Origin of the sequence: Streptomyces cahuitamycinicus (genome assembly GCF_002891435.1) — a bacterium.
GTDB lineage: Bacteria > Actinomycetota > Actinomycetes > Streptomycetales > Streptomycetaceae > Streptomyces > Streptomyces cahuitamycinicus.
This window is the reverse complement of record NZ_POUC01000562.1, coordinates 1-4,200: the sequence shown is the minus strand read 5'-3', so window position 1 is coordinate 4,200 and position 4,200 is coordinate 1. Positions and strand designations below refer to the sequence as shown.

Genomic DNA, 4,200 nt, shown 5'->3' with positions numbered 1-4,200 from the left:
GGCGGGGCCAATGAACTGGCCCGCGAGGTGGGCGGGTTGCTGGGTGCCGAGCCGGTCGTGACGACGGCCACGGACGCCGTGGGCCTGCCGGGCCTGGACACCCTCGGACTGCCTGTGGAGGGCGATGTCGCCGCGGTGTCGCGGGCGCTGCTGGACGGTGAGGCGGTGGCGCTGCGGGCCGAGGTGGCCTGGCCGCTGCCGCCGCTGCCGGTGACGGACGAGGGGTCGTACACGATCCGGGTCACCGACCGGCTCGTGGAGACGGCCGGGCGCGAGGTGGTGCTGCGGCCGCCGACGCTGGTCGTCGGGGTCGGGGCGTCGAAGGGCGCGCCGGTCGAGGAGGTCCTCGGGCTGGTGGAGGACGCCCTGCGGGAGGCCGGGCTGTCCGCGGCGTCCGTCGCCGAACTGGCCACCGTCGACGCCAAGGCCGGGGAGCCCGGCATCGTCGAGGCCGCGGGGCGGCTCGGGGTGCCCCTGGTGACGTACTCCGCCGGGGAACTGGCCGGGGTCGACGTGCCCCATCCGTCCGACGCGCCGCTCGCGGCCGTCGGGACCCCGTCCGTGGCGGAGGCCGCCGCGCTCGTCGGCGGCGGCGAACTGCTCGTCCCCAAGCGGAAGTCGGCCGCGAGACCGGCGATGGCGACCTGTGCCGTCGTACGGCGGCCCGGACGCGGGCGGCTCGCGGTGGTCGGGCTCGGACCCGGCGCGCGGGACCTGCTGACGCCGCGTGCGCAGGCCGAACTGCGGCGGGCCTCCGTGCTCGTCGGGCTCGACCAGTACGTCGACCAGATCCGCGATCTGCTGCGGCCCGGCACCCGGATCCTGGAGTCGGGGCTCGGGGCCGAGGAGGAGCGGGCGCGCACGGCCGTCGAGGAGGCCCGCAAGGGGCAGGCCGTCGCACTGATCGGCAGTGGGGACGCGGGCGTCTACGCCATGGCCTCCCCGGCGCTGGCCGAGGCCTCCGACGACATCGACGTGGTCGGTGTGCCCGGCGTGACGGCGGCGCTCGCGGCCGGCGCGATCCTGGGCGCACCGCTGGGCCACGACCACGTGTCGATCAGCCTGTCCGACCTGCACACGCCGTGGGAGATCATCGAGCGGCGGGTGCGGGCGGCGGCCGAGGCGGACATCGTGGTCACCTTCTACAACCCCCGTTCGCGCGGCCGCGACTGGCAGCTCCCCAAGGCGCTGGGCATCCTCGCCGAGCACCGGACACCGGCCACGCCGGTCGGTGTCGTACGCAACGCCTCGCGGCCGGACGAGTCCAGCCGGCTCACGACGCTGGGGGCGCTCGACCCGGCGACGGTCGACATGATGACGGTCGTGACCGTGGGCAACACGGCGACCCGGGACATCGCGGGGCGCATGGTGACCCCGCGCGGCTACCGCTGGCAGTCGGCGCGGGAGGGCTCCGAGTGAACCGCGTCGTCCATCCGATCGAGGAGGAGTCCTACCGGCGGCTGCGCGCCCGGCTGGACACCTCGCACTTCCCGCCGCTGACCCGGGCGGTCGTGGAGCGGGTCATCCACTCCGCCGCCGACCTCGACTACGCCACCGACCTCGTCATGGCCGAGGCCGACCTGGAGAAGGCGCACGCGGCGCTGCACGCCGGGGCGCCCGTCGTCGTGGACGTGGCGATGGTCGGCGCCGGCATCACGCGGCGCGAGACCGTCTGCCGCCTCGGGGACGCCGAGTCCGGTCCGGGGCTGACCCGCTCCGCGCACGCGATCCGGCTCGCCCACGAGCAGGTCGGCCCGGGTGCCCTGTGGGTGATCGGCAACGCGCCGACCGCGCTGGAGGAGCTGCTGACGCTCGACGCCGACCCGGCGCTCGTCATCGGACTGCCCGTCGGTTTCGTCGGAGCCGTCGAATCGAAGGCCGCGCTGCGCGAGAGCGGGCTGCCCGCCGTGAGCAACGTGTCCGAGAAGGGCGGGTCGGCGGTCGCCGCCGCCGCGCTCAACGCTCTGCTGTACCACCCCACTTCCGCCGAGGAGAACCTGTGACCACCCCGCCCGCCCTGCTCATCGCCGGCCACGGCACCCGGGACGACGCCGGAGCCGAGGCGTTCCGCGACTTCGTACGGCAGCTGGGGGCCCGGCACCCCGAACTGCCCGTCGCGGGCGGCTTCATCGAGCTGTCCCCGCCGCCGCTGGGCGAGGCCGTCACCGAGCTGGTGGAGCAGGGCGTACGGCGGTTCGCCGCCGTCCCGCTGATGCTGGTGTCCGCCGGGCACGCCAAGGGCGACATCCCGGCGGCCCTGGCCCGTGAGAAGGAGCGGCACCCGGGCATCTCCTACACCTACGGCCGTCCGCTCGGCCCGCATCCGGCGCTGCTGAACGTGCTGGAGCGGCGGCTGGACGAGGCCCTGGGGTCCCTCGGCGGCCGTACGCCCGGGGACCGTTCCGACGTGACGGTGCTGCTGGTGGGGCGCGGCTCCACGGACCCGGACGCCAACGCCGAAGTACACAAGGCGGCGCGGCTGCTGTGGGAGGGGCGCGGGTACGCGGGTGTCGAGACGGCGTTCGTGTCGCTGGCGGCGCCGGACGTGCCGAGCGGGCTGGACCGCTGCGTGCGGCTGGGCGCCCGCCGGGTCGTGGTCCTGCCCTACTTCCTGTTCACGGGCATCCTGCCGGACCGGGTGCGGCACCAGACGGAGGGCTGGGCGGCGGCGCACCCCGAGGTCGAGGTGCTCTCGGCCGATGTCATCGGGCCGGAGCCCGAGCTGCTCGACCTGGTGTGGGAGCGGTACGAGGAGGCCGTCAAGGGTGATCTGCGGATGAACTGCGACTCGTGCGTCTACCGCATTGCCCTGCCCGGTTTCGAGGACAAGGTGGGCATGCCGCAGCAGCCGCACTTCCACCCGGACGACGACGACCACCACCACGGGCACGGTCACGGGCACCACCACGGCGCTCACTCGCATGCGCACTGAACACGGGCACGATCTGCGCCACCACGGGGACGCGGAAGTGCGGGACGACGGCGGCTCGCTCGTCGACCTCGCCGTGAACGTCCGCGCGGACACGCCGCCCACCTGGCTGCGGGAGCACATCGCCGCGTCGCTCGGAGGGCTCGCGGCCTACCCCGACGGGCGTACCGCGCGGGCGGCGGTGGCGGCACGGCACGGGCTGCCGGTGGAGCGGGTGCTGCTGACGGCGGGTGCGGCGGAGGCGTTCGTGCTGCTGGCGCGGGCGCTGAAGGTGCGGCGGCCGGTCGTCGTCCACCCCCAGTTCACGGAGCCGGAGGCGGCGCTGCGGGACGCGGGGCACCCGGTCGGCCGGGTGCTGCTGCGGGAGGCGGACGGTTTCCGGCTGGACCCGGCGGCCGTCCCCGAGGACGCGGACCTGGTGGTGATCGGCAACCCGACGAACCCGACGTCGGTGCTGCACCCGGCGGACACGATCGCCCGGCTCGCCCGGCCCGGGCGGGTGCTGGTGGTGGACGAGGCGTTCATGGACGCGGTGCCGGGCGAGTGCGAGGCCCTGGCCGATCGCGTCGACGTGCCCGGCCTGGTGGTGCTGCGCAGCCTGACCAAGACGTGGGGGCTGGCCGGGCTGCGGATCGGGTACGTGCTGGCGGCGCCCGAGACCGTCGAGGACCTTCAGCGGGCGCAGCCGCTGTGGCCGGTGTCGACCCCGGCGCTGGCCGCCGCCGAGGCGTGCGTGGGGCCGCGGGCACTGGCGGAGGCGGCCCACGCGGCGCACCGCATCGCGGCGGACCGCGCGCACCTGCTGGCGGGCCTCGCCCGCTTCGCCCCGGCCGGGCTGCGGGTGGCCGGGCCCGCGCGGGGCCCGTTCGTCCTGGTCCGCCTGCCCCGGGCGTCCGCCGTCCGCCAGCGGCTGCGCGACCTCGGTTACGCCGTGCGGCGCGGGGACACCTTCCCCGGGCTGGACCAGGATTGGCTGCGGCTGGCGGTGCGGGACCGCAGAACGACCGACGGGTTTCTGCGGGTGCTGGAGCGAGCGCTGACACCAGCCGACGCCTGAAGGCGAAGAAGCCGGCCCGGGAAGGTGGACCGGGCTCTCACATACCGATCGACACTCTGCCCCGCCGCCCGGCCCCGGATCGCCGGTGGTCAGCCCCGGCGGCGTGCCCGGGCCAGCACTCCCCCGCCCACAACGAGCAGGGCAATCGCGGCGCCCACGAGGTACGGCGTGGTCGAGCTGCCGCCCGTCTCGGCCAGGCCCGTCTCGGCAGGGC

General features: G+C 75.7%; 5 protein-coding genes. 4 read left to right on the top strand and 1 reads right to left on the bottom strand.

Annotated features, from left to right (window positions below; all coding sequences use genetic code 11):
• The 4 genes from cobJ to cobC all read left to right on the top strand — a co-directional run.
• Positions 1-1,419: precorrin-3B C(17)-methyltransferase (gene cobJ / locus C1J00_RS39250; protein ID WP_102913651.1), on the top strand; the 1,419-nt coding region annotated here is incomplete at its 5' end.
• Positions 1,416-2,003, top strand: a complete 588-nt coding sequence (locus tag C1J00_RS39245; protein WP_102913650.1) for a precorrin-8X methylmutase — start codon at positions 1,416-1,418, stop codon at positions 2,001-2,003. The genes cobJ and C1J00_RS39245, both read left to right, overlap by 4 nt.
• Positions 2,000-2,932 (top strand): sirohydrochlorin chelatase, encoded by a 933-nt coding sequence (locus C1J00_RS39240; protein ID WP_102913649.1) that lies wholly within the window; start codon positions 2,000-2,002, stop codon positions 2,930-2,932. Before C1J00_RS39245 ends, C1J00_RS39240 begins: the two co-directional genes overlap by 4 nt.
• Positions 2,922-3,986: an Rv2231c family histidinol phosphate aminotransferase CobC gene (cobC, locus tag C1J00_RS39235; RefSeq protein ID WP_102913648.1), complete on the top strand. Its 1,065-nt coding sequence runs from the start codon at positions 2,922-2,924 to the stop codon at positions 3,984-3,986. The genes C1J00_RS39240 and cobC overlap by 11 nt, the downstream gene beginning before the upstream one ends.
• 89 nt (positions 3,987-4,075) lie before the next feature.
• Here cobC and C1J00_RS39230 read toward each other — a convergent pair whose 3' ends face one another.
• The gene (locus C1J00_RS39230) at positions 4,076-4,183 is read right to left on the bottom strand and encodes an LAETG motif-containing sortase-dependent surface protein (protein ID WP_439333473.1); all 108 of its coding nucleotides are present in this window, start codon (positions 4,181-4,183) and stop codon (positions 4,076-4,078) included.
• Between the last annotated feature and the right edge of the window lie 17 nt (positions 4,184-4,200).